23 protein-coding genes and 1 tRNA gene are annotated in these 25,295 nt (G+C 70.4%); 15 read left to right on the top strand and 9 right to left on the bottom strand.

Features of this window, described 5'->3' with window-relative positions; translation table 11 throughout:
* Window positions 1-48 precede the first annotated feature (48 nt).
* Window positions 49-1,293, bottom strand: a complete 1,245-nt coding sequence (locus AB0N81_RS04510) for a low temperature requirement protein A (protein ID WP_365355568.1) — start codon at window positions 1,291-1,293, stop codon at window positions 49-51.
* A gap of 250 nt (window positions 1,294-1,543) precedes the next feature.
* On the opposite strand from AB0N81_RS04510, the gene AB0N81_RS04515 reads away from it, so the two are divergent.
* The 4 genes from AB0N81_RS04515 (at window position 1,544) to AB0N81_RS04530 (ending at window position 6,572) form a co-directional block, all read left to right on the top strand.
* Entirely contained in the window at window positions 1,544-2,998 is a 1,455-nt protein-coding gene (locus AB0N81_RS04515; RefSeq protein ID WP_365355570.1) for a NarK family nitrate/nitrite MFS transporter, read from the top strand.
* A gap of 261 nt (window positions 2,999-3,259) precedes the next feature.
* Window positions 3,260-5,530, top strand: coding sequence for a formate C-acetyltransferase (pflB, locus tag AB0N81_RS04520; protein ID WP_365355571.1), 2,271 nt, complete (start codon window positions 3,260-3,262; stop codon window positions 5,528-5,530).
* A 30-nt stretch (window positions 5,531-5,560) separates the two neighbouring features.
* Complete coding sequence (pflA, locus tag AB0N81_RS04525; protein ID WP_365355573.1) at window positions 5,561-6,331, top strand: pyruvate formate-lyase-activating protein; 771 nt, start codon at window positions 5,561-5,563, stop codon at window positions 6,329-6,331.
* A gap of 37 nt (window positions 6,332-6,368) precedes the next feature.
* Complete coding sequence (locus AB0N81_RS04530) at window positions 6,369-6,572, top strand: hypothetical protein (RefSeq protein WP_365355574.1); 204 nt, start codon at window positions 6,369-6,371, stop codon at window positions 6,570-6,572.
* Between the two features lie 55 nt (window positions 6,573-6,627).
* Here AB0N81_RS04530 and mscL read toward each other — a convergent pair whose 3' ends face one another.
* The 6 genes from mscL to AB0N81_RS04560 all read right to left on the bottom strand — a co-directional run bounded on the left by mscL (window position 6,628) and on the right by AB0N81_RS04560 (window position 12,357).
* Window positions 6,628-7,131, bottom strand: coding sequence for a large conductance mechanosensitive channel protein MscL (gene mscL, locus AB0N81_RS04535; protein WP_365355576.1), 504 nt, complete (start codon window positions 7,129-7,131; stop codon window positions 6,628-6,630).
* Window positions 7,132-7,266: 135 nt separating this feature from the next.
* Window positions 7,267-7,740 (bottom strand): RcpC/CpaB family pilus assembly protein, encoded by a 474-nt coding sequence (locus AB0N81_RS04540; RefSeq protein ID WP_365355578.1) that lies wholly within the window; start codon window positions 7,738-7,740, stop codon window positions 7,267-7,269.
* 218 nt (window positions 7,741-7,958) lie between these two features.
* On the bottom strand, window positions 7,959-8,819 hold the full coding sequence (locus AB0N81_RS04545) for an S-methyl-5'-thioadenosine phosphorylase (protein WP_365355580.1): 861 nt from the start codon (window positions 8,817-8,819) through the stop codon (window positions 7,959-7,961).
* 85 nt (window positions 8,820-8,904) lie between these two features.
* Window positions 8,905-9,246, bottom strand: coding sequence for an FmdB family zinc ribbon protein (locus tag AB0N81_RS04550; protein ID WP_365355581.1), 342 nt, complete (start codon window positions 9,244-9,246; stop codon window positions 8,905-8,907).
* 67 nt (window positions 9,247-9,313) lie between these two features.
* Complete coding sequence (locus AB0N81_RS04555) at window positions 9,314-10,585, bottom strand: MFS transporter (RefSeq protein WP_365355582.1); 1,272 nt, start codon at window positions 10,583-10,585, stop codon at window positions 9,314-9,316.
* 233 nt (window positions 10,586-10,818) lie between these two features.
* The gene (locus AB0N81_RS04560) at window positions 10,819-12,357 is read right to left on the bottom strand and encodes a potassium/proton antiporter (RefSeq protein ID WP_365355583.1); all 1,539 of its coding nucleotides are present in this window, start codon (window positions 12,355-12,357) and stop codon (window positions 10,819-10,821) included.
* 245 nt (window positions 12,358-12,602) lie between these two features.
* Between AB0N81_RS04560 and AB0N81_RS04565 the strand changes: the two genes are divergently transcribed.
* Complete coding sequence (locus AB0N81_RS04565) at window positions 12,603-15,458, top strand: penicillin acylase family protein (RefSeq protein WP_365355585.1); 2,856 nt, start codon at window positions 12,603-12,605, stop codon at window positions 15,456-15,458.
* A 97-nt stretch (window positions 15,459-15,555) separates the two neighbouring features.
* Here AB0N81_RS04565 and AB0N81_RS04570 read toward each other — a convergent pair whose 3' ends face one another.
* Window positions 15,556-16,131: a 5-formyltetrahydrofolate cyclo-ligase gene (locus tag AB0N81_RS04570; protein ID WP_365355678.1), complete on the bottom strand. Its 576-nt coding sequence runs from the start codon at window positions 16,129-16,131 to the stop codon at window positions 15,556-15,558.
* Between the two features lie 141 nt (window positions 16,132-16,272).
* Between AB0N81_RS04570 and galU the strand changes: the two genes are divergently transcribed.
* The 9 genes from galU to AB0N81_RS04615 all read left to right on the top strand — a co-directional run bounded on the left by galU (window position 16,273) and on the right by AB0N81_RS04615 (window position 23,677).
* Entirely contained in the window at window positions 16,273-17,184 is a 912-nt protein-coding gene (galU, locus tag AB0N81_RS04575; protein WP_365355586.1) for a UTP--glucose-1-phosphate uridylyltransferase GalU, read from the top strand.
* A 4-nt stretch (window positions 17,185-17,188) separates the two neighbouring features.
* Complete coding sequence (glp, locus tag AB0N81_RS04580) at window positions 17,189-18,535, top strand: gephyrin-like molybdotransferase Glp (protein ID WP_365355587.1); 1,347 nt, start codon at window positions 17,189-17,191, stop codon at window positions 18,533-18,535.
* Between the two features lie 84 nt (window positions 18,536-18,619).
* Window positions 18,620-19,144, top strand: coding sequence for a cyclic pyranopterin monophosphate synthase MoaC (gene moaC, locus AB0N81_RS04585; RefSeq protein WP_365355588.1), 525 nt, complete (start codon window positions 18,620-18,622; stop codon window positions 19,142-19,144).
* Window positions 19,141-19,638: a MogA/MoaB family molybdenum cofactor biosynthesis protein gene (locus tag AB0N81_RS04590; protein ID WP_365355589.1), complete on the top strand. Its 498-nt coding sequence runs from the start codon at window positions 19,141-19,143 to the stop codon at window positions 19,636-19,638. The genes moaC and AB0N81_RS04590 overlap by 4 nt, the downstream gene beginning before the upstream one ends.
* Window position 19,639: 1 nt before the next feature.
* Window positions 19,640-20,263: a GNAT family protein gene (locus tag AB0N81_RS04595; RefSeq protein WP_365355680.1), complete on the top strand. Its 624-nt coding sequence runs from the start codon at window positions 19,640-19,642 to the stop codon at window positions 20,261-20,263.
* A gap of 216 nt (window positions 20,264-20,479) precedes the next feature.
* Window positions 20,480-21,691, top strand: coding sequence for a gephyrin-like molybdotransferase receptor GlpR (gene glpR / locus AB0N81_RS04600; protein ID WP_365355591.1), 1,212 nt, complete (start codon window positions 20,480-20,482; stop codon window positions 21,689-21,691).
* 97 nt (window positions 21,692-21,788) lie between these two features.
* Window positions 21,789-21,862, top strand: a tRNA-Ala gene (locus tag AB0N81_RS04605).
* A gap of 119 nt (window positions 21,863-21,981) precedes the next feature.
* A complete protein-coding gene (locus tag AB0N81_RS04610) occupies window positions 21,982-22,443 on the top strand; it encodes a hypothetical protein (RefSeq protein WP_365355592.1) in 462 nt (153 codons plus the stop codon).
* Between the two features lie 22 nt (window positions 22,444-22,465).
* Window positions 22,466-23,677 carry a HAMP domain-containing sensor histidine kinase gene (locus AB0N81_RS04615; RefSeq protein ID WP_365355593.1) on the top strand — a complete coding sequence of 404 codons (1,212 nt, stop codon included), beginning with the start codon at window positions 22,466-22,468 and terminating at the stop codon, window positions 23,675-23,677.
* Window positions 23,678-23,693: 16 nt separating this feature from the next.
* Here the strand turns inward: AB0N81_RS04615 and AB0N81_RS04620 are convergent, their stop codons facing one another.
* On the bottom strand, window positions 23,694-24,179 hold the full coding sequence (locus AB0N81_RS04620; RefSeq protein ID WP_365355681.1) for a GNAT family N-acetyltransferase: 486 nt from the start codon (window positions 24,177-24,179) through the stop codon (window positions 23,694-23,696).
* A gap of 185 nt (window positions 24,180-24,364) precedes the next feature.
* Here AB0N81_RS04620 and AB0N81_RS04625 point away from each other — a divergent pair, with 185 nt between their 5' ends.
* The gene (locus AB0N81_RS04625; protein ID WP_365355595.1) at window positions 24,365-25,156 is read left to right on the top strand and encodes an exodeoxyribonuclease III; all 792 of its coding nucleotides are present in this window, start codon (window positions 24,365-24,367) and stop codon (window positions 25,154-25,156) included.
* Window positions 25,157-25,295: the final 139 nt, after the last annotated feature.

The raw sequence follows: 25,295 nt of genomic DNA on the forward strand, positions 1-25,295 counted from the left end.
TACCACGCCCCACCTCCCATGAGCACCGCCCCATCCGCGTGGTGAGCGTCACCCCCGCCGCGCCGTACGGGCCGTGAGCGTCACTCCCGTCGCGACCGTCACCGCCGTCACGATCCCCGCCACGAGAACCGCCCAGCGCCCCGCGAACGTACTCGCGAGGACCGCCAACGCGCTTACCGGAAGCACCAGTTGCTGCGCCGCCCCCACCTTGTAGTAACGGGAGTGCAGCGCCCATACGGTGAACAGGTAGAGCGCCGTCGGCACGGTCACCGCCGCGGACGCCGCCCACGTCGAGATGTGTGCCTTGCCGACGGCCTGTTCGACCGCCACCTCGATCCCGGCGCCGATCGCCGCGGCCGAGCCGAGGATGACGTAGTGGCCGTAACCCCACAGGAACGCCTGCCGGTTGCCGGCCAGGCGCCCGTGGATGGGCACCACGAAGTAGATCCACCACGCGGCGAAGACGATGAGGAGACCGCCCGCGGCGATGGGCAGCAGCTCGTCGAGCGCGTCGTTCTCCTCGATGCCCGACTTCACGGCCACGGTCGCCGCCGCGATGGTCTCGCCGAGCACGATGATGGTGAACAGGCCGTACCGCTCGGAGATGTGGTGCGGGTGCCAGGCCGTCGTGTACGCGCGCTCCGCGATCACCGGTACGCACATCTCCGCGACCGCCATGGCGAGGAACAGCCAGGGCCGGGCGTCCTTCGGCAGGAACAGCAGCCCCGACCAGCCGACCTGGCACAGCAGCACACCGATCGCGTACCGCAGGGCCGTTCCGCGCTCGGCGCCCGTCGCCGCCCTGGCGACGCGCAGCCACTGTGAGGCGAGCGCGATCCGCATGATCAGGTAGCCGAGCCAGACCAGGAGGAAGTCGTGCTCCTCGAAGGCCTTGGAGACCCCGGCGGCGAAGACGAGCACACCCGCGATCTGGACCAGCGTGACCACGCGGTACAGCACGTCGTCGTTGTCGTACGCCGACGCGAACCACGAGAAGTTGACCCACGCCCAGAACATCGCGAAGAAGACCATCGCGTAGTTGAGGACACCCTCGCCCGTGTGCCCCTCGGCCACCGCGTGCACCAGCTCGGCACCGGCCTGCGCGACCGCCACGACGAAGCACAGGTCGAAGAAGAGCTCGAGCGGTGTCGCGGCGCGGTGCTCCTCGTCCCGCCCGCGGGCGAGGAGCGGACGCAGCGGCTTCGGATGGGCGGTGGGTCCGGCAGGTCCGGTGGGTCCGGCAGGTCCGGAGGGCCCGGGGCGGGGCGGGGGAGAGGCAGAAGTGGACGTCATGCTTCCACAACAGCAGAACGGGTACGCCCAACCCGGTTCCGGCGCCGAGCGCCACGGCGGGGCCACCCGAGCGGCGCGGCGGGGCCACCCGGGCGCCGCAGCGCACGAGGCCCGAAGTCCTGGCACCTCCCCGCTCTTTGGCCTGGTCGGCAGGTGCCCTACGCCTCTGCCGACGTCGGCCCGCGCGGCGGATCGTGGAGACGTCAGGCCCCGTAGCAAAGCCGGGACCCTGAGGGAACTGGGAACCAACATGAGATCGCCTGCCGCCCGAGCAGCATCGACCACCGCCCAAGCAGCGCAGACCGCGCCCACGGGCACGTCGTACGACCCCGCGCAGTACCGACCCGGCAAGACCATCACCGACTGGGAGCCGGAGAACGAACTCTTCTGGCAGTCCACGGGCAAGAAGGTCGCCGTCCGCAACCTGTGGATCGCGGTCCCCGCCCTTCTGGTCGCCTTCGTCGTCTGGCAGGTGTGGTCGGTCACCGCCACCAACCTCGAGGACGTCGGCTTCGGCTTCTCCACCTCCCAGCTGTTCTGGCTGACGGCGGTCCCCGGCCTGACGGGCGGCACGGCCCGGATCTTCTACACCTTCCTCGGCCCGATGACCGGCCAGCGCCGCTTCACCGCCCTCTCCACCGTCGTCCTGGTCATCCCGCTGATCTGGCTCGGCATCGCGGTCCAGAACCCCGACACGTCGTACGGCGTGATGATCGCCATCGCGGCCCTCTGCGGCGTCGGCGGCGCCAACTTCGCCTCGTCGCTCGCCAACATCGGCTTCTTCTTCCCCAAGAAGGACAAGGGCAACGCGACCGGCATCAACGGCGGCCTCGGCAACCTCGGCGTCTCCGTCGTCCAGCTGCTCACCCCCATCGTCATCACCAGCTCGGTCGTCGCGGTCGGCTCCGCCCAGCACAAGGCCGACGGCACAGCGGTCTGGTTGCAGAACGCCGCGTTCCTGTGGGTGCCGGTCCTGGTGATCCTGGCCGCCGTCGCGTGGTTCGGCCAGAACGACCTCAAGGTCGCCTCCACCCCCTTCAGCCAGCAGAAGATCATCTTCAGGCGGAAGCACACCTGGCTGATGACCTGGCTCTACGTCGGCACGTTCGGCTCCTTCATCGGCTTCGCCGCAGCCCTGCCGATGCTCATCAAGACCACGTTCACCCCGATCGACGCGGCCTACTCCGCGGCCACGTACGCCTGGATGGGACCGGCCGTGGGCGCGCTCGCCCGCTGGGCCGGCGGCTGGATCGCCGACAAGATCGGTGGCGCGAGGGTCACCATCATCTCGTTCGTCGGCATGGCGCTCTCGATCATCGGGGTCATCAACTTCCTTCCCTCCGGCGGCGACAACGGCAACTTCTGGGGCTTCTTCGGCTGCTTCCTGCTCGCGTTCTTCTTCTCGGGCATCGGCAACGGCTCCACGTTCCGCCAGATCCCGGTGATCTTCCGCAACCAGCACCTGAAGGGCCTGACCGAAGGCACGCCCGAGTACGCGAAGGCTCTGAAGCAGTCGGAGATGGAAGCGGGAGCCGTCACCGGGTTCACCTCCGCCATCGCGGCATACGGCTTCTTCTTCATCCCCGCGATGTTCGCCAACTTCTCGGTCACCGGCGCGATGTGGGGCTTCGTGGCCTTCTACGTCAGCTGTATCGCGGTCGCCTGGTGGTTCTACGCCCGCAAGGGCGCGGAGTCGCCGAGCTGACGCCCACGCCCAGGACGCCCGTCCGCATTTCCCGGTCGACCCGTACCACGGGACGGGCGGGAATTTCTTGTGAATGCGTTCACAAGCGAACTTGGGTCCAAAGTCCCACCTGAAACACCAGGTCAGAGGGGATTTGTGGGCTGCCGGTCGCCGCAAAAGGGGACCATCGGTCCGCGAGCGAGGACCATTGCTGAGTCCCTGAGCCATGCAACAGGAGTGGAATGGAGTCGTAGCGAAGAAGCGAGACGGAAGGTGCGGGTCATGACTGCCACTCCTGCGGAGACGACAGTGAACGGCGAGGCCTGGGACGGCTTCAAGGGCGGCCTGTGGCGGGACGCCGTCGACGTCCGCGACTTCGTGCAGCAGAACTACACGCCTTACGAAGGGGACTGCTCCTTCCTGAGCGGCCCGACCGAACGCACCACCCAGGTCTGGCAGAAGCTCCTCTCGATGTTCCCTACCGAGATCGAACGCGGCATTTACGACGTGGACGTGAAGACCCCCAGCCGCATCGACGCCTTCAGGCCCGGCTACATCGACGGCACCGCCGCCGACCACAAGGACCTCATCGTCGGCCTGCAGACCGACGCCCCGCTCAAGCGCGCCATCATGCCCAACGGGGGCTGGCGCATGGTCGAGGGCGCACTCAACGCCTACGGCCACGGGGCCGACCCCGAGGTCCGGGACATCTACACGCACCTGCGCAAGACCCACAACGAAGCCGTCTTCGACGCCTACACCCCCGAGATCCGCGCCTGCCGCTCCTCCGGCATCATCACCGGCCTGCCCGACGCCTACGGCCGCGGCCGCATCATCGGCGACTACCGCCGCGTCGCCCTCTACGGCGTCGACCGCCTCATCGCCGCGAAGGAGGACGACAAGGCCGCCCTCGGCGAACAGTGGGCCACCGAGGACGTCATCCGCGGCCGCGAGGAGATCTCCGAGCAGATCAAGGCCCTCAAGGAACTGAAGGCCATGGCGATGTCGTACGGCTACGACATCTCGCAGCCCGCCACCACCGGGCGCGAGGCCGTCCAGTGGCTGTACTTCGCCTACCTCGCCGCCGTGAAGGAGCAGAACGGCGCGGCCATGTCGATCGGCCGCATCGACAACTTCCTCGACATCTACCTGCAGCGCGACATCGAGGCCGGCCGCATCACCGAGACCGAGGCCCAGGAGTTCATCGACGACTTCGTCATCAAGCTCCGCATCGTCCGCTTCCTGCGCACCCCCGAGTACAACGAGCTCTACTCCGGTGACCCGACCTGGGTCACCTGGTCGATGGCCGGCATCGGCGAGGACGGCCGCCCGCTCGTCTCGCGCACCACCTTCCGCGCCCTGCAGACCCTCTACAACCTCGGCCCGGCCCCCGAGCCGAACCTCACGGTCTTCTGGTCGCAGCGACTGCCCCAGGGCTTCAAGGAGTTCGCCGCCAGGGTCGCCATCGACACCTCCGCCATCCAGTTCGAGTCCGACGAGCTGATGCGCCCCAAGTACGGCGACGACACCGCGATCGCCTGCTGCGTCTCCGCGATGGCCGTCGGCAAGCAGATGCAGTTCTTCGGCGCCCGCGTGAACGTCGCCAAGGCACTCCTCTACGCGATCAACGGCGGCCGCGACGAGAAGTCCGGCAAGACCGTCGTCCAGGGCTTCGCCCCCATCGAGGGCGACTACCTGGACTACACGACCGTCGTGCGGCAGTACGACGCGATGCTCGACTGGCTCGCCAAGACGTACGTCCACGCGCTCAACGTCATCCACTACATGCACGACAAGTACGCCTACGAGCGCATCGAGATGGCGCTCCACGACCAGGAGATCCTGCGCACCATGGCGTGCGGCATCGCGGGCCTCTCGGTCGCCGCCGACTCGCTCTCGGCGATCAAGCACGCCAGGGTCAAGGTCATCCGTGACGAGACGGGTCTCGCCGTCGACTACGAGATCGAGGGCCACTACCCCGCCTACGGCAACAACGACGACCGGGCCGACGACATCGCCCGGCGCATCGTGCACGACTTCATGGCGAAGGTCCGCAAGCACCCCACCTACCGCGACGCCGTGCACACCCAGTCGGTGCTGACCATCACCTCGAACGTCGTCTACGGCAAGAAGACCGGCAACACCCCCGACGGCCGCCGCGCCGGCACACCGTTCGCCCCCGGCGCCAACCCGATGAACGGCCGTGACGAACACGGCTACATCGCCTCGGCCATGTCGGTCGCCAAGCTGCCCTACGACGACGCCGAGGACGGCATCTCGCTGACCAACACCATCACGCCGGACGCGCTCGGCCGCACCCCTGAGGAGCAGGTCGCGAACCTCGCCGGAGTCCTGGACGGCTTCATGGCGAGCGGCGGCTTCCACATGAACGTCAACGTGCTCGCCAAGGCGACCCTGGAGGACGCCATGGCGCACCCGGAGAACTACCCGCAGCTGACCATCCGGGTCTCCGGATACGCGGTCAACTTCATCCGCCTCACCCGCGACCAGCAGCTCGACGTGATCAACCGCACCTTCCACGGCTCCCTCTGAGCCCACCGCGAGAAGTCCGGGAATCCTGCCATGACTGTCCTCACCCCCGCGGCGGCCGCCACCCACCGCCCCGTCACCGGCTCGGTCCACTCCTGGGACCTGTCCACCGGCGTCGACGGGCCCGGGTCGCGCTTCGTCACGTTCCTCGCCGGGTGCCCGCTGACCTGCCTGTACTGCCACAACCCCGACACCTGGCGGATGCGCGACGGCAAGCGGACCACGGCCGACGACGTGATCGCGGAAGCCGCCAAGTACACGCGGTTCATCTCCGCCGCCGGGGGAGGGGCCACCGTCAGTGGCGGCGAACCCCTCCTGCAGCCCGTCTTCACCGGTGAACTCCTGCACCGCCTCAAGCACGAGCTGGGCCTGCACACCGCCCTCGACACGTCCGGCTTCCTCGGCACCCGGGCCACCGACGCCCTGCTCCGCGACGTCGACCTGGTCCTGCTCGACATCAAGTCCTGGGACGCCGAGACCTACCGGAAGGTCACAGGGCGCCCCCTGCGGCCCACCCTCGACTTCGCCCGGCGCCTGGCCGCCCGCGACCAGGAGACCTGGGTGCGTTTCGTGCTCGTCCCCGGACTGACCGACGACCCGGCGAACATCGAGGGCGTCGCCCGCTTCGCCGCCTCGCTCGGCAACGTCTCGCGCGTCGACGTGCTGCCCTTCCACAAGCTGGGCGAGGCGAAGTGGGACGCGCTCGGCAAGGACTTCACACTCCGCGACACCCCCTCCCCGAGCCCCGGACAGGTGGCCGTCGCCAAGGAGATCTTCGCAGCTCAGGGGCTCAAGGCTGTCTGAACCAAGCGGCCTGCCCCGGCCGACGTACCCTGGAGGCATGAGCACCGCCCCCGCCCCCGGACCGCGCGATCCGGACGAGCCGAAGCCCAAGGCGAAGAACAAGCTGGTCTTCGACGACCCGCTGTCGCAGCAGTCTTCGGACGACACGGACCGAGGGTGGGGCGAGCGGGCCGAGACCGGCGGCGACAGCGCCGCCGACCTGGCGCGCTTCCTCGACGAGAAGCCGCCCCACCACCTCTGAGCCCGCGCCAACCCTCCCGCGACTGCCTGCGCCAACCCTCGCGCGACTGCCCGCGCTAACCCTCGCGCGACTGCCCGCGCTGCTCCTCGCCGGGCCCGGAGCCACGCTGCGCCACCAGGGCGTCGCGGATCTCCTTGAGCACCTCCAGCTCGGTGAGCTCCATGACCTCCTTCGTGCCCTCCTTCTCGGCCCGCCTGGCCGCGACCCTCGCGAGGTACTTGGCCATCGGCAGCACCATCAGGAAGTACACGACGGCCGCGGTGATCACGAAGCTGAGGACCGCGCTGAGCACGGTGCCCCACATGATCGGGATGCCCGAGGAGACCTCGCCCGTGGCATTCACCTTGCAGGGAGCCTTCAGACACGAGCTGTAGTGATCGAGGTCCTTCGTCCCGAAGGCGCCGACGAGCGGGTTGATGACACCCTTGACCACCGAGTTCACGATGTTCGTGAACGCGGCGCCGATGACCACCGCGACCGCCAGGTCGACGACATTGCCGCGCATCAGGAAGGCCTTGAAGCCCTCCCAGACGCCCGGTTCCTTCTTCTCGCTCACCACGAGGCCTTTCGTTGCATGTGCGGGTTGCTGGACAAACAACTTCGCAACCTACGTGAGGCCATGGCGGACCTGTCCAATCGTCCCGCACGAACGAGCTACTTGACAGGCTGTCAGTGCGATCGTGAACGTTCCGCTTCATCGCAGGGTCACCGCAAGACGCGCACTCGCCCCGGCCCCGGCCAGCCGTGCCGCCGTCCCCCTCGGGACGGAGAACACCACCAACGCACCGCTTTCGGCGGCCCCTTCCACCTGATCCCGCGGACCCGGCACCTCGGTCACCCGCGCTCCCGCGGCCACCACACGCGGATTCCCGCCGCCACCGGGCGACCCCTCGGCGGCGATCACATCCACCCGGTCGCCGGGACGCAACAGCCGCACCGCGTCCGCGTCCGCGATCCGCACGGGCGCCGCCACGGTTGTCCCTGCCGCTTCCACCCCGCCCGCCGCTTCTACCGGCTCCGCCGCGGACGCGATCTCCTGCGGTCGGCCCGCGTCGCCCGGTGCCGTGGCCGCGAGGGCGGCGGCGGTCATCGCGAGCCCCACGGCCATCGCCCGGCGTCTGTGCCGCAGCAGCCGGCGCAGCCGCGGATGGCCGCCGCGCACTTGCACGGGCGGGAAGTGGGGGACCGGGCAGCCGTCTGCCCGTTGGGTCTGAGGGGGTACGTGCGTCACGACAACCACCGCCTGCGGTGCGAGGAGCTGGGCTTCCGCTCTCACGATGCAGGCTCGCGCCGATTCCCGCTGAGCCCGGTGGACTACTCACCGGTTGTGGACAACTCCCTCACCCGAAGGGGAGCTTCCAGCCGCTCACAAACCCCATTGCCCCCTCACGGCAGTCGGATTCCGGGGTCCATTCCGCCCAGCGCCCCCGCGCACCGGCACTCCCGCGCCCCATCCCCCCGCGGCAGCCCCGCCACCGCGTCGAACAGCACGCCCCGCAACCGGTCCACGTTGGCGGCGAACACCCGCAGGACCTCGTCGTGCGAGACTCCCTCGCCGGTCTCCGCGCCCGCGTCCAGGTCAGTGACCAGCGTCAACGACGTGTAGCAGAGCTCCATTTCGCGGGCGAGCGCCGCCTCGGGATGCCCGGTCATGCCCACCACCGACCAGCCCTGCTCCGCGTACCAGCGCGACTCCGCCCGGGTCGAGAAGCGCGGCCCCTCGACCACGACGAGCGTCCCGCCGTCCACCGGCTCCCAGCCGCGGCCGCGGGCCGCCTTCAGCGCCGCGCCGCGGCCCACGGGGCAGTAGGGGTCGGCGAGCGAGACGTGCACGACGTTCGGCACGCTCCCGTCGGGCAGCGGGGCCCCGTCGAAGTACGTCTGCGCACGCGTCCGGGTGCGGTCGACGAGCTGGTCGGGCACCAGCAGCGTGCCCGGTCCGTACTCGGGCCGCAGGCCGCCGACCGCGCACGGCCCGAGCACCTGCTGTACGCCGACGGAGCGCAGCGCCCACAGGTTCGCGCGGTAGTTGATGCGGTGCGGCGGCAGGTGGTGGCCGCGGCCGTGCCGGGGCAGGAAGGCGACCCTCCGCCCGGCGACCTCGCCGAGGAAGAGGGAGTCGCTCGGGGCTCCGTAGGGGGTGTCGACCTGTGTCTCGGTCACGTTGTCGAGGAAGGAGTAGAAACCGGAGCCGCCGATCACACCGATCTCGGCCCGCGCGACGCTCGCCTTCGCCGTGTTCACCATGGCCCGCACAGTAGCGGGGGCGGAACACGCCGACGACCCCGCCGTCGCAGGACGGCGGGGTCACCCGGAAGAGCGTGCGGAAGTCCTACGCGGCGGAGCTCGACGACGTGGACGTCGAGGAGGAGCCGGACGACTTGGAGTCCGAGGAGGAGGACGACGAAGAAGACGAAGAAGACGGAGCCTTCGAGTCCGAGGTGGACCCGGAGGACGACTTCGACGACGCGTTCGCCGGAGTGCTGCTCGACGACGAGCCGCGGCTGTCGTTGCGGTAGAAACCGGAGCCCTTGAAGACGATGCCGACCGCCGAGAACACCTTCTTGAGGCGTCCGTCGCAGTTCGGGCAAACGGTCAGGGCGTCATCGGTGAACTTCTGCACCGCCTCGAGGCCCTCGCCGCATTCGGTGCACTGGTACTGGTACGTCGGCACTTGCTTCCTCCTGGCACTCTCACTCGATGAGTGCTAACGACGGTCCATAGTGACGTATTCCGCGAGATCAGTCCACCGTCACCGGCACGCGGTGACCGACGCCACGTGCCACGGTGCGGCCGGAGGGCTTGGGGACGAGCCGCGAACGCAGCGTCACGAGGACCACCAGGGCCAGTGCCGTGCCGCCCAGCGGGACCAGGAATCCGGCCCCGTCCCAGAAGCGGTCCTCCAGCTGTCCGGCGACCGTGACGGCCGCCGCCTGCCCGAGCGCGACCGCCCCGGTCAGCCAGGTGAAGGCCTCCGTGCGGCCGCTCGGCGCGACCAGCTTGTCGACCAGCGTGTAGCCGGTGATCAGCGCGGGCGCGATGCAGACGCCGACCAGCAGGCCGAGACCGGCGAGCAGCAGCACCGAGTGGGCGGCCCACAGTCCGGAGGCCATCAGGGTCAGCGCCGCGTACCCGACGAGGAGCCGGCGCTGCGGCGAGATCTTCCAGGCGATGGCGCCGCAGGCGACTCCGGAGAGCATGTTGCCCGCCGCGAACGTGCCGTACAGGACGCCGTTCAGGCCGGGCTCGCCGATGGACTCGGTGAAGGCGGCCAGCGAGACCTGCATGCCGCCGAAGACGGCGCCGATCCCGAGGAACGTGACGATCAGGACCCGCACTCCGGGGATGCGCAGCGCCGAGACGTGCTCCACGCGCGCGTGGGCGTCGTCGTGCGCGGACGGCTTCGGCTGGGTGCTCTTCTGCGCGGCGAACAGCAGACCGCCCACCAGGGTGAGCCCGGCCTCCGTGAGGAGTCCCGCGGAGGGGGAGATACCGGTGCACAGCGCGGTGGCGACGAGCGGGCCGAGGACGAAGGTCAGCTCGTCGGTGACCGACTCGAAGGCGGCCGCGGTGGTGGCGAGAGGGGAGTCCTGCAGTTTGACGCCCCAGCGGGCCCGCACCATGGGGCCGATCTGCGGCGTCGAGGCGCCCGCGGGCACGGCGGCCACGAAGAGCGCCCACAGGGGGGCGTCGGAGAGCGCGAGCACCGTCAGCGTGATGACGGACGCGGTGTGGACGAGGACGCCGGGCACCAGGACGGCGCGCTGCCCGAACCGGTCGGCGAGCTTGCCGCTGAAGGGGGCGAACAGCGCCATGGAGACGCCGGTGACGGCCGAGACGGCGCCCGCGGCACCGTACGAGCCGGTGGTGTGCTGTACCAGCAGGACGATGGAGATGGTCAGCATCGCGAACGGCTGTCGCGCCGCGAAGCCGGGGAGCAGGAACGTCCATGCGCGAGGGGTGCGCAGGAGCTGTCCGTAGCCCGGGCGGGATTCGGTGACCGTGGATGCCACGGCCCGTGCCTTTCTGCCGCCTGGTAGCGGTCGCCCTGGTGGGGCGACGACGCCGAGAGCTGTCCTCTTGCGCGGAACTGCGGTAGATGCCGGGCTCCACTGCGAGGGCGCCACGGCCGCCATACGGTCGCGCCAGCTCTGCTTCAGGCAGAGTTGGTTCGATCTGGTGCCTTTATCGTACAGGGGAAGGTCCCATCAGCCCCTGTGATTGCAGCCGATGAGACCTCCGCCACCTACGATTGGTGCTTTTCTCCGTCGGTTCCCAGCCAGCCGGCCAGCTTTCCGCCGTGCCCGACCGCGCGCAGCCGCCGCTCGGCCGCGTCCCGCACCGGATCCGTCGCCACCACCAGGAGCTCGTCGCCGCGCCGCAGCACCGTCGTCGGCAGCGGCACGAACGATTCGCCGTCGCGGACGACCAGCGTGACCGCGGAGCCAGGGGGCAGCCGCAGCTCGCCCACCTCGACGCCGTGCATGCGCGAGCCCTTGGGGATGTCCACCGACAGCAGGTGCCCCTGGAGCCGCTCCAGGGGCGCGGACTCGATGCCGAGGTCGGCGGCCTCCGAGGAGTCGCCGAGCCGCAGTTTCCTGGCCAGCCAGGGCAGCGTGGGGCCCTGGATCAGGGTGTAGACCACGACGAGGACGAAGACGATGTTGAAGATCCGCTGGCTGTCCTTGACGCCGCTCACCATGGGGATGGTGGCCAGGATGATGGGCACGGCGCCGCGGAGGCCGGCCCAGGACAGCAGTGCCTTCTCCTGCCAGGACATGCGGAACGGCAGCAGGCTGAGCACGACCTCCAGGGGGCGTGCCACCACGGTCAGGACCAGGCCGATGAGGATCGCGTGCCAGGTGTCGTCGAGCAGGTCGTGCGGTGTGACAAGCAGTCCGAGCAGGACGAACATGCCGATCTGCGCGAGCCAGCCGAGCCCTTCGGCGAAGCCGCGGGTGGCGGGCCAGTGCGGCAGCCTGGCGTTGCCGAGGACCATCGAGGCGAGGTAGACGGCGAGGAAGCCGCTGCCGTGGGCCATGGCGCCCGCGGCGTACGCGGTGACGGCGATGGCCATGACGGCGATGGGGTAGAGGCCGGAGGCGGGCAGGGCCACGTGCCGCAGGCCGTAGGCGCCGAGCCAGCCGACCGCGATACCGATCGCGGCGCCGATGACCAGCTCCAGGGCGATCTTGCCGATCAGCACGTACCAGTCGTCCACCGGACCGGCCGTGGAGAACGCCACGACGAGGATCACCACAGGGGCGTCGTTGAACCCCGACTCCGCTTCCAGGATGCCGGTCAGCCGGGAGGGGAGCGGCACCTTCCGCAGCACCGAGAAGACCGCGGCCGCGTCCGTGGACGAGACCACCGCGCCGATGATCAGCGCCTGTCGCCATTCGAGCCCGACGAGGTAGTGGGCTCCCGCGGCCGTGACGCCGACGCTCACCGCGACGCCGACGGTCGAGAGCACGGCGGCCGTGGGCAGGGCCGGTTTGACCTCTTTCCACTTCGTGCCGAGGCCGCCCTCGGCGAGGATCACGACCAGGGCGGCATAGCCGATGACCTGCGTCAGTTCGGCATTGTTGAAGTGGACGTCGCCGACGCCGTCCTGGCCCATGGCGACGCCGATGCCCAGGTACAGCAGCAGGCTGGGGAGCCCGCTGCGCGACGAGATGCGGACCGCCGCCACGGCGACGAGCAGAACGAGCGAGCAGACGAGCAGGAGCTGGTTGAGGTGGTGGACAGTCAGGGGCCGTTCCTTCCGCCGCGAAGCCGAGTACACCGTCGAGAAGCCGGGTGCACCGCCGAGAAGTCGAGTACTACGTAGGAGTACTTCGTTACCTTACCTAATTGTTAACGCTTCCTTGACGCCTTCGAATGACTATTCGATCTCAGGGAGGGCCGGTTCCTGACTCCGCGTCCGGACCCGCAACGCCCTGCGCCTATGGTTGCTCCTGCGCTCCCAGAGCCGCCCAAGTCGACAGCACAGCCCGCCCTGCCGCTCGCGTAAGGACAGCAAGGACAGCGATGCCCTCCAACACCAACGCCTCTTCCGGTCATAAGTCCGGCAAGAAGAAGGGGCGCCGAGCCCGACTCGTCGTGATCGTCCTGGTCCTGGCCATTGTCGGAGGCATCGGCTTCGGCGCGTACTGGAGCATCAGCACCGTGCGCGCCTCCTTCCCGCAGACCAAGGGAACGATCAAGCTCGACGGCCTCTCGGGCAACGTCGAGGTGAAGCGTGACGGGAACGGAATCCCGCAGATCTACGCCGATTCCGACGCCGACCTCTTCATGGCCCAGGGCTTCGTCCAGGCCCAGGACCGCTTCTACGAGATGGACGTCCGTCGTCATATGACCTCCGGGCGGCTCTCCGAGATGTTCGGGAAGAGCCAGGTCAAGACCGATGAGTTCCTGCGCACGCTCGGCTGGCACCGGGTGGCGAAGAAGGAGTACGACTCCAAGCTCTCGCCGGAGACGAAGAAGTACCTCCAGGCGTACGCCAAGGGAGTCAACGCCTACCTCGCGGGCAAGGACGGCAAGGACATCTCCGTCGAGTACGCGGCACTCGGCTTCAAGAACGACTACAAGCCGCAGGAGTGGACCCCCGTCGACTCCGTGGCGTGGCTGAAGGCCATGGCCTGGGACCTGCGCGGCAACATGCAGGAAGAGATCGACCGTTCCCTGATGACGAGCCGCCTCGGCCCGTCGCAGATCAAGGACCTGTACCCGAAGTACCCGTACAAGCGGAACAAGCCCATCGTCCGCGAGGGCGCCTACAACGGCGTCACCGAGGAGTACGACCCCGACGCCACGCCCACCGACACCCAGACCGGGACCGGCACAGGCGGAACCGTCGGCACGGGCGGTACGGCCGGTACGGGTGGCACCAACGGCACGGCAGGCACCGGAGGCGCCTCGGGCACCGGCGGGACCGCCGGGACCGGTGGCGCGGCCGGTACGGGCCTCGCGGGCGGCGCGGAGGCGCCCGACGGGCTGCAGTCGCAGCTCAACGGCCTCTCCGGCGCCCTGGACGAGGTCCCGGCCATCCTCGGCCCGAACGGCAACGGCATCGGCTCGAACTCCTGGGTCGTCTCCGGCAAGCACACCATCACCGGCAAGCCGCTCCTCGCGAACGACCCGCACCTGGCGCCGCAGCTGCCCTCCGTCTGGTACCAGATGGGCCTGCACTGCCGGTCGGTCTCCGAGAAGTGCCGGTACGACGTCTCGGGCTACACGTTCTCCGGCATGCCGGGCGTGGTCATCGGCCACAACAAGGACATCGCCTGGGGCATGACGAACCTCGGCGCCGACGTCACGGACCTGTACCTGGAGAAGTTCACCGGGGACGGTTACCAGTTCGACGGCAAGGTGCTCCCGTTCACCTCGCGCGAGGAGACCATCAGGGTCGCGGGCGGCAAGCCGAAGAAGATCACGGTCCGCGAGACCAACAACGGCCCGCTGATCTCCGACCGCGACGACGAGCTGGTCAAGGTCGGCAAGAAGGCCCACGTCGACACCGCGGCCCCCGACCGGGGCGACGGCTACGGAGTGGCGCTGCGCTGGACCGCGCTGGCCCCCGGCAAGTCCATGGACGCCGTCTTCGAGCTCAACAAGGCGAAGAACTTCACGGAGTTCCGCAAGGCGGCCGCTTCTTTTGAAGTGCCGTCCCAGAACCTGATCTACGCCGACACCGAGGGCAACATCGGCTACCAGGCGCCCGGCAAGATCCCCACGCGCGGCAAGGGCGACGGCTCGCTCCCGGCGCCCGGCTGGGACCGCGACTACCGCTGGAACGGCTACATCCCGCAGGACGCGCTGCCCTACGAGTACAACCCCAAGCGCGGCTACATCGTGACCGCCAACCAGGCCGTGGTCTCGGACAAGTACCCGTACAAGCTCACCTCGGACTGGGGCTACGGAGCGCGCAGCCAGCGGATCGACGACCTCATCCAGTCGAAGATCAAGAACGGCGGCAAGATCTCCACCGAGGACATGCGCCTCATGCAGATGGACAACAGCAGCGAGATCGCCAAGCTGCTCGTGCCCAAGCTGCTGAAGATCGACATCAAGGACAAGTACGTCCGTGAGGCACAGAAGCTCCTCGAGGGCTGGGACTACACCCAGGACGCCGACTCGGCGGCCGCCGCGTACTTCAACTCGGTCTGGCGCAACATCCTCAAGCTGGCCTTCGGGAACAAGCTCCCCAAGGAGCTGCGCGTCAAGGGGCAGTGCCTGAGCGTCGAGCCGGCCGGCAACACCGGCCCCGCCGACGAGGGCAAGAAGGTGCGCGAGTGCGGCGAGCGCGATGCCGACACGGCCCAGCCGGACGGCGGCGACCGCTACTACGAAGTGATCCGCCGGATCATCGACGACGAGTCCAACGACTGGTGGAAGGCGCCGGCGACCCGCACCGACGAGGAGACCAAGACCCGCGACCAGCTCTTCGAGCGGGCCATGGAGGACGCGCGCTGGGACCTGACGGCCAAGCTGGGCAAGGACATCGACACCTGGAGCTGGGGCCGCCTGCACCGCCTCACGCTGAAGAACCAGACGCTCGGCACCGACGGCCCCGGCTGGCTGCAGTTCGTGCTCAACCGCGGCCCGTGGAACCTCGGCGGCGGCGAGGCCGCGGTCAACGCGACCGGCTGGAACGCGGCGGGCGGCTACGGCGTGCTCTGGGTGCCTTCGATGCGGATGGTGGTGAACCTCAAGGACCTCGACAAGTCCAAGTGGATCAACCTCACCGGCGCGTCGGGGCACGCGTACAACGACCACTACACCGACCAGACGGAGAAGTGGACCAAGGGCGAACTCCTGCCGTGGTCCTTCTCGGACAAGGCGGTCGAGAAGAGCACGAGCGACAAGCTGGTGCTGCGCCCCTGACGGCCGCGCACGGCACAAGCTGAAACAAGCACCACCGGAAGGGCCCTCCACGCGCGCGTGGAGGGCCCTTCCGGCCGTGACGGGCTCTTCGACGGAATCAGCGGAAGCGGCGTGCCCCCGACGGCGTCACCACGGCATGCACCGGCCTGTCGTGCGCCTCTTCGGGGAGGTGCGCGACCACTTCGGAGTCGTACAGGAGCACCACGAGAGCGGGGTCGGCGGCCGAGCGCTCCAGGCGGGTGAGGACCCGGTCGTACGATCCGCCGCCACGCCCGAGCCGCATCCCGCGCGTGTCCACGGCGAGCCCGGGCAGCAGCACGGCGTCCGCCTCCAGGACGGCGTCGGCCCCGAGCCGCGGCCCCGAAGGCTCCAACAGCTCGATCTTCCCCCGGTGTTGCACGCGGACGAGGGAGCCCCGCCCGTCGTACGCGCCCCAGTCCAGGTCGTTGTCCGCGAGCAGCACCGGCAGCAGGACGCGGGTCCCGCGCGCGTGGAGGGCGTCGAGCAGTGCGCGTGTGCCGGGCTCGCTCCCCACGGAGACGTACGCCGCCACGGTCCGCGCGTCGGCGAGCTCCGGCAGCTCCAGGGCGCGGTCGGCGAGAACCGTGGCCGCCTTCTGCGCGTCATCCTCAGGCAACCCGCTTCTCACCGTGAGGAAGTCCCGCCGCAACATGCGCTTGGTTGGGTTGCCACCCGTGCCGGTTCCGCTGGCTGTGCTCATAGGGAATTCACAAATCCTTCCTGGTGGGCGCATATGCCTCTGAATTATCTGGACCCACAGATTCCGCACATACGCACCGGATATGGTGGCGGCATGACAGAGTCTCACCCCCCACACGCGAGGATCACCAAGGCGGTCATCCCCGCCGCGGGCCTCGGCACGCGCTTCCTGCCGGCCACCAAGGCGACTCCCAAGGAGATGCTGCCGGTCGTCGACAAGCCGGCGATCCAGTACGTGGTCGAGGAGGCCGTGTCCGCGGGTCTCGACGACGTCCTCATGATCACGGGCCGCAACAAGCGCCCCCTGGAGGACCACTTCGACCGCAACTACGAACTGGAGTCCGCCCTCCTGAAGAAGGGCGATGAGGCCCGCCTCGCCAAGGTCCAGGAGTCCAGCGACCTCGCGACGATGCACTACGTCCGCCAGGGCGACCCCAAGGGACTCGGTCACGCCGTCCTGTGCGCCGCTCCGCACGTCGGCCGCGAGCCGTTCGCCGTGCTCCTCGGCGACGACCTCATCGACCCGCGCGACCCGCTCCTCGCCCGCATGGTCGAGGTCCAGGAGCAGCACGGCGGCAGCGTCATCGCCCTCATGGAGGTGGCCCCCGAGCAGATCCACCTCTACGGCTGCGCGGCCGTCGACGCCACCGAGGACGGCGACGTCGTCAAGGTCACCGACCTGGTCGAGAAGCCCGACGTCGCGGACGCCCCGTCGAACTACGCGATCATCGGCCGCTATGTCCTCGACCCCCACGTCTTCGACATACTGCGCAAGACCGAGCCCGGCCGCGGCGGCGAGATCCAGCTCACCGACGCCCTCCAGCAGCTCGCGGCCGATGAGAAGATCGGCGGCCCGGTGCACGGCGTGGTCTTCAAGGGCCGCCGCTATGACACCGGTGACCGAGGCGACTATCTGCGTGCCATTGTCAGACTCGCGTGCGAACGTGAAGATCTGGGCCCGGACTTCCAGACCTGGCTTCGCAGTTACGTCACCGAGGAGATGTAGCACTTTGAGCAGCAGCACGACGACACCGACCACCGGCCGGACCCAGTTCTGGTCGGTGGAAGAGCATCTGGACGACATCCTCGCGACCGTCCGCCCGCTCGAACCGATCGAGCTCCAGCTCCTCGACGCCCAGGGCTGTGTCCTGGTCGAGGACGTCACGGTGCCCGTCTCGCTGCCGCCCTTCGACAACAGCTCCATGGACGGTTACGCGGTGCGCGTCGCCGATGTCGCGGGCGCGAGCGAGGAGTTCCCCGCCGTCCTGACCGTCATCGGCGACGTGGCCGCGGGCGCGGGCGAGCAGCCCACCGTCGGCGCGGGCCAGGCCGCCCGCATCATGACCGGCGCCCCGCTGCCGCCCGGCGCCGAGGCCGTCGTCCCCGTGGAGTGGACCGACGGTGGCTTGGGCGAAGGCCCCGTCTCCGGGATGCGCGCCCACAGCGCCGCCCCCGAGGGCGCCTCCGGAGAAGTGAGCGTGCACCGCCCCGCCGAGGCACGCGCGCATGTGCGCGCCCGGGGCAGCGACGTCCGGGCGGGCGACCGGGCCCTGACCGCCGGTGCCGTCCTCGGCCCCCCGCAGATCGCCCTGCTCGCCGCGATCGGCCGCGGCACGGTGAAGGTGCGCCCCCGCCCGCGCGTGGTCGTCATGTCGACCGGCAGCGAACTGATCCAGCCCGGCGAGGAATTGGCGAGCGGTCAGATCTACGACTCCAACAGCTTCGCCCTCACCGCCGCAGCCCGGGACGCCGGAGCCATCGCCTACCGCGTCGGCGCGGTCGGCGACGACGCCGAGACGCTGCGCTCCACCATCGAGGACCAGCTGATCCGCGCCGACCTCATCGTCACCACCGGCGGCGTGAGCGTGGGCGCGTACGACGTCGTGAAGGAGGCCCTGACCTCCGTCGGCGACCCGGACGCCGAGGACGGCATCGGGGCGGGCAGCGGCGTCGAGTTCCGCAAGGTCGCCATGCAGCCCGGCAAGCCGCAGGGCTTCGGCTCCATCGGCCCCGACCACACCCCGCTCCTCGCGCTGCCGGGCAACCCGGTCTCCTCGTACGTCTCCTTCGAGCTGTTCGTGCGCCCCGCGATCCGCACGCTCATGGGTCTCCCCGAGGTCCACCGGCCCGCCACGCGCGCGAAGCTGGCGTCGGACGAGGCGCTGAAGTCGCCCGAGGGACGCCGCCAGTTCCTGCGGGGGCGGTACGACGCGGCGGCGGACGAGGTCACGCCCGTCGGCGGGTCCGGCTCGCATCTGATCGCCGCGCTGGCACACGCCGACGCGCTGATCGTCGTCCCCGAGGACACCACGTCGGTGGAGCCGGGCGCGGACGTCGAGGTGGTCCTGCTCGGCTGAGAAGGCCGCCCGCGCGGTACCGTGTCGCGCACAACAGGCCCGCGCGCCGCACCGCGCGGGGCCCGGACCGGGAGCGCCAAGCACATGACCGCGAATTCCCGGGGGGACACCCCCGGAGCCCCTGACCAGCAGCGACTGACCCACATCGATGAGGCGGGCGCGGCCCGCATGGTCGATGTGTCCGCCAAGGACGTGACCGCGCGCACGGCCCGCGCCAGCGGCCGCGTCCTGGTCTCGCCGCGCGTGATCGAACTGCTGCGGGGCGAGGGCGTGCCCAAGGGGGACGCGCTGGCCACCGCGCGGATCGCGGGGATCATGGGCGCGAAACGCACCCCGGACCTCATCCCCCTCTGCCACCCGCTGGCCGTCTCCGGAGTGAAGCTCGACCTCTCCGTGGCGGACGACGCCGTCGAGATCCTCGCCACGGTGAAGACGACGGACCGTACGGGCGTCGAGATGGAGGCCCTCACCGCGGTGAGCGTCGCCGCCCTCACGGTGGTCGACATGGTCAAGGCCGTCGACAAGGGCGCCGTCATCACGGACGTACGCGTCGAGGAGAAGACCGGCGGCAAGTCGGGGACGTGGAGCCGGGAAGGAGCGCGGGCATGAGCGAGGGGTACCGCGCGCTCGTCGTCACCGCCTCGAACCGCGCCGCCGCGGGCGTCTACGCCGACAAGGGCGGCCCGATCCTCGCCGAGGGCCTGACCGCGCTCGGCTTCGCCGTCGAAGGCCCCCAGGTCGTCCCCGACGGCGACCCTGTCGAACAGGCCCTGCGCGCGGGCGCCGAGGCCGGCTACGACGTCATCCTCACCACCGGCGGCACCGGCATCTCGCCCACCGACCGCACCCCCGAGGCCACCCGCCGCGTCATCGACCACGAGGTGCCGGGCATCGCGGAGGCGATTCGCGCGTACGGCAGGGACAAGGTCCCCACCGCCGTGCTCTCGCGTGGCCTCGCCGGTGTCGTGGGCCGGACGCTCATCGTGAACCTGCCCGGCTCCACCGGAGGCGTACGCGACGGACTCGCCGTCCTGGAGCCGCTGCTGAGGCACGCCGTCGACCAGCTGCGGGGCGGCGACCATCCCAGCCCGCAGGGGGTGTGAGCTGAACGGCTCCTCCTGGCCCGTCGAGCTGACGGACGGCGATGTCGCCCTCCGTCCCATAAAGATGCGTGACCAACGGGCCTGGCGCGAGGTCAACCGGCGCAACCGCGACTGGCTGCGCCCCTGGGAGGCGACGATCCCGCCGCCCACCCCCAGCGGCCCGGTCGTGCACCGCCCCACGTACCGCCAGATGGTCCGGCATCTGCGGGCGGAGGCGGGCGCGGGCCGGATGCTGCCGTTCGTCATCGAGTACCAGGGCCGTCTCGTGGGGCAGTTGACGGTCGCCGGGATCACCTGGGGATCGATGTGTTCGGGGCACGTCGGGTACTGGGTCGACGAGTCCGTCGCGGGCCGCGGGGTCATGCCGACCGCCGTGGCGCTCGCCGTCGACCACTGCTTCCGCTCGGTCGGGCTGCACCGTATCGAGGTCTGTATTCGCCCCGAGAACACGCCGAGTCGACGGGTCGTGGAGAAACTCGGATTCCGCGAGGAGGGTCTCCGGCCGCGGTATCTGCACATCGACGGTGCGTGGCGCGATCATCTCGTCTTCGCGCTCACCGCCGAGGAGGTGCCGGAAGGGTTGTTGCGCCGCTGGCACCAGGCACGACCTCGGCACACGGCTTAGGCCGTACCCACCGCGCGTTAATGAAATAAATGTTCGAATTGATCGCTGAAAGACCGTCCTCGGCGAGTATGAGACTTGTCTCAGGCATTAATTTCACGCTGTCGGCGCCCCGTTGATCGCACCAGTCACAAAAAAAGTTCGAGATATCAGCCAGATCGTGCGACACACCGGCGCAATTGGCAGATGGCCTCATGCAAACCCCTCTACCGTGTGAGCGTGAGCAGCAGCGGCCTCATCTACGCAGTCATCGTCGGGGCCTGGGCCGCCTACTTGGTGCCGATGTGGCTCCGTAGGCAGGACGAGCTGAACGAAGCCCGTCCGACGGAACGCTTCAGCACCGCCATCCGGCTGCTGTCCGGACGGGCGGGGATGGAGCGCCGATACGCCAAGGACCTGCAAGCGCGCTCGCCCGAGGAAGGGGAGTCGCTCGACGACCCGGACGGCATCACCGGCTCGGTGGACGTCCGGTCCTTCGTCGCGCCCCTGACCGACCCGGCGATCCCCCGGGCGGAGCGCGAACCCGAACGCGAGCGGGAGCGCGAGCCCGAGCGAGAACCCGCCCGCGAGCCCCAGCGGGAACCCGCCCGCGAACCCGCACCGGCCCCCCGCGCCCAGCCCCCCGCCAAGGACCCGGCCAGGGCGACGCCCGCACAGCGCGCCGCGTCGGCGGAGGCCGCCGCGCGCGCCCGGCGCGTCAAGGTGCTCGCCCGGCGCCGCCGTACGACGGTGCTCCTCTTCCTCGCCTTCACGGCCGGCACGGTCGTCGCCGCGGTCGGCGGGCTCGCCTTCCTGTGGGCGCCCGCCGGGCCCGCCGTGCTCCTCAGCGCCTACATCGTCTATCTGCGCGGCCAGGAGCGGCGCCGGTACACCTACACGATGGACCGGCGCCGCGCCGAGGCCGCCGCGCAGCGGCTGCGCGAACGCCAGCCGCGGCGCAGGCCCGCGGGCGCGGAGCACGTCGCCGACGGGACGGCGGAGGAGGGAGCCGCCCCCGGGACGGAGACCGGGCTCTCCGCACTCGCCGCGGACCGCCGCGCCCTCGTCGAGCAGACCGACCACGCCGAGTGGGTCGACCAGCAGCGCGAGCGGCAGCACGGACCTGGCCGCGGCGACAGCTGGGACCCGGTCCCGGTCCCGCTGCCGACGTACGTGACCGCGCCGGTCGCCCCGCGCGCCACCGGCAGCGTCGACCTGGGCGCGCCCGACGTCTGGAGCTCCGTGCGGTCGAGCACGGCGGAACCGGCCGCCGAGCACGAGCAGCAGGCCGCGGGTCCCGGCGACATAGACGGTGCCGAGGGCGCCGACGCGGGCGGCGGGCGCAGCGACAAGCGCCGGGCGGCGTCCGCGCGGCGTGCTCGCGAGCGCGGCCGCACGCCGCTCTTCGACCAGTACGAGGACGGCGACCGGCCGCGCGCGGCCAACGAGTGACACACCGTGAGGTCCCCCCCGGCTGACCAGCCAGGAGTGGGCCGGGATCGGATTTCCGAGCACCCGGATGGGGATGCTAGAGTTTCACTCGTTGCAAGGGCCTGTGGCGCAGTCCGGTAGCGCACCTCGTTCGCATCGAGGGGGCCAGGGGTTCGAATCCCCTCAGGTCCACTGCACATGAGATCCCGTCCAGTTCATCGAACTGGGCGGGATCTTTGCGTTGCCCTCGCCGTACGACGCGGGCGTGTGCAGGGGCGTGTGTTTCAGGTCTCTCTGGATACATTTGATCCATGTCGTCCCCTCTGAGGGGCGCCGTTCTCTGCGGCGCCGCGCTGACCGCCGTACTGGTGAGCGGGTGCTCCGCCGAGCCGCGCGGGCTGCGGGTCGAGGGACCCGCGCTGCGGCCCTCGCGGGTGGCCGGGCCCGTCTATCTCGCCGACGTGACCGGTCGGCCGCTGCAGCAGCCGACGTCGGTGGAACTCACCGAGTACGTCGTGCTCGCGGAGCTGAGCTGGCGGGACTGGGGCGGCCCGACCGCGCGGGCCGGCGGGAAGCTCAGCGGCCCGTGGTGCCGGCCAGGGTGCGGCGAGCGGCCGTACGACGCGACGCTGAAGCTCAGCGGTCTGGAGCGGCAGGAGCGCGGGGCGTACTACCGGCGGGCCACCGTCGAGCCGGAAAAGCCGGAGGAGCTGCCCGCGGCGGCGGTGAACGTGCAGTTCCAGGGAATCCGGCTTTCGGTCCCGGATCTCTGAGGGCGCGGGGAGCGGGAGCGGCATGGGACTGCGCACGAAGATCGGTATCGCCATCGCGGGCACCGCGGCCGTGGTGTCCGTCGTGATGGGCCTCCTCGTGCACCATCGCACCGTCGAGGCGCAGTACGCGGCCGCGCGCAGCCAGATCGGGGACCGGCTGCAGACCGCCGTGCAGGACCACGCCGCCGGGATCGACGGGGACCGCACCCTCATCGACCCCGTCGACCTGCCGGGCCCGCTCGCGGGGGCCGTGGCCAACGGACGGTGGGGTGTCTACCTGGACCGCAGCGGGCGGGTGCCGCAGATGTGGGCCGCGAGCAAGTACGGCAAGGAGGTCGTCGCGCTGAAGCGCCCCTACGACAGGGAGGCGGAGACCGTACGGGATCTGGACCGGGTGCTGTGGATCTCCGGGGGCTTCGGGACGGCGCTCGCCTGTCTGGCGGGGCTGCTCGTCGCCACGCGGCTCGGGCGGCGCCTCACGGCGAAGGCGCGGGCGGCGCAGCGCATCGCGGAGGGAGATCTGACGGCGCGGCTCCCGCTGCACGGGAAGGACGAGATCACCCAGCTCGCGGCCGCCGTGAACACCATGGCCGACGCGCTCGCCGCGCGGTTGCAGGCGGAGCGTGAGGTGACGGCGAACATCGCGCACGAACTGCGCACGCCGGTCGCAGGCATGGTGACGGCGGCCGGACTGCTGCCGCCGGGGCGCCCCTCCGAGCTGGTGCGGGAGTCCGCCGGGCGGCTGCGCGAGCTCGTCGACGACGTCATCGAGGTGGCGCGGCTCGACGGGGCGGGGGAGCAGGTCGCGGCCGAGGCGTGCGATCTGGGGGCGCTGGTGCGCAGGTCGGCGGCGACCGGGGCCGCGGGGGCGGCGGGCGTGACGGTGGACGTCGTGCGGGACGCGGAAGTGGTGACGGACCCACGGCGGGTGGAGCGGGTGGTCGCCAACCTCGTCAGCAACGCGCTGCGGCACGGGGCGGCGCCGGTGGTGGTGGAGGTCGACGGCGGGGTGGTGCGGGTGCGGGACTCCGGGAGCGGATTTCCGGAGTCCCTGCTGTCCGGAGGGCCGCAGCGGTTCCGGAGCGGGTGCGGGGAGAAGGGCGTGGGGCTCGGCCTCGGTCTGACGATCGCGCAGGGGCAGGCGCAGGTGCTGCACGCCGGGCTGCGGTTCAGCAATCCGGCCGGGGGCGGCGCGCTGGCCGAGTTCGATCTGCGGTCGGCCGTACGGGGGTAGGGGCGCGCGGCCAGGGCTACAGGGGCTTCGCGTAGCAGAGGCTCAGGTCGTCGAAGCGGTAGTGGCCGAACTTCGCTGGGGCGGGGGTGTAGCCGCTGGAGAGGTAGAGGGCTATCGCCTCCGGCTGCTTCGTGCCCGTCTCCAGGACCATGCGGGTACGGTTCGCCGCCTTCGCGTCGTCCTCCAGGGCCGCGAGTATGCGGCGGGCGAGGCCCAGGCCGCGGGCCTCCGGAGTGACGTACATGCGCTTCAGCTCGGCGTCGCCGTTCTCGTAGCCCTCCCCGTTCTCGTCCATGCTGCGCCAGCCGCCCGTCGCGAGCGGGGTGCCGTGTTCGTCGTACGCGATGAGGTAGAGGCCGCGCGGTGGCTCGAACATCGTGGGGTCGAGAGGGGTGACGTCGCCCTCGTCGCCGTAGCGCTCCGCGTATTCGAGCTGGACGCGGTCGTTGAGGCGGACCGCGTCGGGGTGCGCGAAGGTGACGGTCCGCACGTGGACGGGGATGGGGGCCCGACGGGTCTGGGCGGGGATGGTGCCCTGGGCGGGGGCGCTGCCCTGGGCGGGGGCGGTGGCGGCCTGGGTGGCGGCGTCGGTGGCGGCGTCCCGAGACTGGATATCCATGCGCTCCATCGTACTTCTATGCGTAACGGGTGGGGTGGCATCGTCCAGTGTGCCGGTATCGTGCCGGGATGCTCACTGTGACCAGCGTGAATGTGAACGGCCTGCGGGCCGCCGCCAAGAAGGGCTTCGTGGAGTGGCTCGGCGAGACCACGGCCGACGTGGTGTGCCTCCAGGAGGTGCGTGCCGAGGAGCACCAGTTGCCCGAGGAGGTGCGGGCGCCCGAGGGCTGGCACGTCGTGCACGCGCCCGCCGCCGCCAAGGGGCGCGCCGGCGTCTCGCTGTACACGCGCCGTGAGCCGGACCGGGTGCGGGTCGGCTTCGGGTCGGCGGAGTTCGACGGCAGCGGCCGCTATGTGGAGGCCGATCTGCCGGGCGTCACGGTGGCCAGCCTGTATCTGCCCTCCGGTGAGGTCGGCACCGAGCGGCAGGACGAGAAGGTGCGGTTCATGGGGGAGTTCCTCGCGTACCTGAAGGAGCTCAAGGTGCGGGCCGCCGCCGAGGGGCGGCACGTCGTCGTCTGCGGCGACTGGAACATCGCCCACCGCGAGGCCGACCTCAAGAACTGGAAGGGCAACAAGAAGAACTCCGGGTTCCTGCCCGAGGAGCGCGCCTGGATGGACGAGGTCTTCGCGGAGTACGAGGACGTCGTGCGGGCGCAGCACCCGGGCGTCGAGGGCCCCTACTCGTGGTGGTCCTACCGCGGGCGCGCCTTCGACAACGACACGGGGTGGCGCATCGACTACCACGTCGCGACGGCGGGCCTCGCCGAGCGCGCGGTGAAGGCGTACGTGGAGCGGGCCGCGAGCCACGGCGAGCGGTGGAGCGACCACGCGCCCGTGACGGTGGTCTACGACCTGTAGGCCTCCTCCGGCTCCAGGACCTCCTCCGGCTGAAGGGTCCTCCTCCAGGCGGGTGGTCGACGGCGGGACACGGCACAAAGTCCGGTAGAAGACTGTCCCGGGCCCGCGGGCCATGGCAGATTGCGGTCGCGTACATGAC

The sequence above is a fragment of the Streptomyces sp. NPDC093510 genome (assembly GCF_040683555.1).
In the GTDB taxonomy this organism is placed as follows: Bacteria; Actinomycetota; Actinomycetes; order Streptomycetales; family Streptomycetaceae; genus Streptomyces.

What these genes read in the sequence shown, in the direction of transcription:
- AB0N81_RS04545 (WP_365355580.1), bottom strand. Translation starts at nt 8,819, where the DNA reads ATGGTGAACACGGCGAAGGCGAGCGTCGCGCGGGCCGAGATCGGTGTG.
- AB0N81_RS04515 (WP_365355570.1), top strand. Translation starts at nt 1,544, where the DNA reads ATGAGATCGCCTGCCGCCCGAGCAGCATCGACCACCGCCCAAGCAGCG.
- AB0N81_RS04615 (WP_365355593.1), top strand. Translation starts at nt 22,466, where the DNA reads ATGGGACTGCGCACGAAGATCGGTATCGCCATCGCGGGCACCGCGGCC.
- pflB (WP_365355571.1), top strand. Translation starts at nt 3,260, where the DNA reads ATGACTGCCACTCCTGCGGAGACGACAGTGAACGGCGAGGCCTGGGAC.
- AB0N81_RS04590 (WP_365355589.1), top strand. Translation starts at nt 19,141, where the DNA reads ATGAGCGAGGGGTACCGCGCGCTCGTCGTCACCGCCTCGAACCGCGCC.
- galU (WP_365355586.1), top strand. Translation starts at nt 16,273, where the DNA reads ATGACAGAGTCTCACCCCCCACACGCGAGGATCACCAAGGCGGTCATC.
- AB0N81_RS04610 (WP_365355592.1), top strand. Translation starts at nt 21,982, where the DNA reads ATGTCGTCCCCTCTGAGGGGCGCCGTTCTCTGCGGCGCCGCGCTGACC.
- AB0N81_RS04530 (WP_365355574.1), top strand. Translation starts at nt 6,369, where the DNA reads ATGAGCACCGCCCCCGCCCCCGGACCGCGCGATCCGGACGAGCCGAAG.
- moaC (WP_365355588.1), top strand. Translation starts at nt 18,620, where the DNA reads ATGACCGCGAATTCCCGGGGGGACACCCCCGGAGCCCCTGACCAGCAG.
- AB0N81_RS04565 (WP_365355585.1), top strand. Translation starts at nt 12,603, where the DNA reads ATGCCCTCCAACACCAACGCCTCTTCCGGTCATAAGTCCGGCAAGAAG.
- pflA (WP_365355573.1), top strand. Translation starts at nt 5,561, where the DNA reads ATGACTGTCCTCACCCCCGCGGCGGCCGCCACCCACCGCCCCGTCACC.
- AB0N81_RS04510 (WP_365355568.1), bottom strand. Translation starts at nt 1,293, where the DNA reads ATGACGTCCACTTCTGCCTCTCCCCCGCCCCGCCCCGGGCCCTCCGGA.
- AB0N81_RS04570 (WP_365355678.1), bottom strand. Translation starts at nt 16,131, where the DNA reads ATGTTGCGGCGGGACTTCCTCACGGTGAGAAGCGGGTTGCCTGAGGAT.
- AB0N81_RS04625 (WP_365355595.1), top strand. Translation starts at nt 24,365, where the DNA reads ATGCTCACTGTGACCAGCGTGAATGTGAACGGCCTGCGGGCCGCCGCC.